Raw genomic sequence first — 825 nt, forward strand, 5'->3', positions numbered from 1 at the left:
ATGACAGAATACAATCTGGTGACCCTTTCTCTGTCATTCTGTTTGACGTAGTGAACTTTAAACAAGTGAACGATGCGATGGGACACTTCTGCGGAGACCAGTTACTGATTCAGATTGGTCAACGATTGCAAGACAAGCTCAAAGGGAACGACAAGATCTTCCGAGTGGGGGGCGATGAGTTTGTCATTCTCACCTCTTCCGCCTGTGAGAAAACGGGCACAGAACTTATCGAAAGCCTAGATTGCGCCCTCTCTGCACGCTTTCACCTAGATGAGTTCCAAGTATCTTCACGTGTCGTGTTTGGGATAAGCACCTATCCTTACGACGCGATCTCAAATGATCTTTTGATTAAACATGCCGACATTGCCATGTATCACGCCAAACGCAACGGCAATTTATTCGCGTTTTATCATGATGATATGAACGTGGGTGCCAAGTACCAGCTTGAAATTTCCTCTCGCATTCAATGCGCGTTAGAGAAAGAAGAGTTTCAGTTGTACTACCAGCCCTTGATTGATGCGAACACCAATTTAGCTGTCGGATTCGAGGCAGTGATTCGTTGGCACGATGAAAACGGGAAAACTATCTCACCCAACGACTTCATCCCTATCGCGGAGCGCAGCAACCAAGTCCACAACATCACCATGTGGGTATTGGGCCAGGTAGAAAAAGATCTCAAAACCTTTATCGAAAAAGGCATTAAGTTGCCTGTACACGTGAACCTTTCAGCCAAAGACCTCTCTTCGAACCTTCTTTTCCATCGTCTTGAGAAACTGCTTGAAAACAATCCGCAATTTGCCGATCTGATCAGTTTGGAAATCACGG

General features: G+C 45.7%; 1 protein-coding gene. It reads left to right on the plus strand.

Annotated features, from left to right (window positions below; translation table 11 throughout):
- Positions 1-825, plus strand: an 825-nt coding sequence (locus R7R78_RS25390; RefSeq protein WP_225474532.1) for a diguanylate cyclase domain-containing protein, incomplete at both ends; no start/stop codon positions are given.

It is taken from the genome of Vibrio sp. 2134-1, from assembly GCF_033339495.1.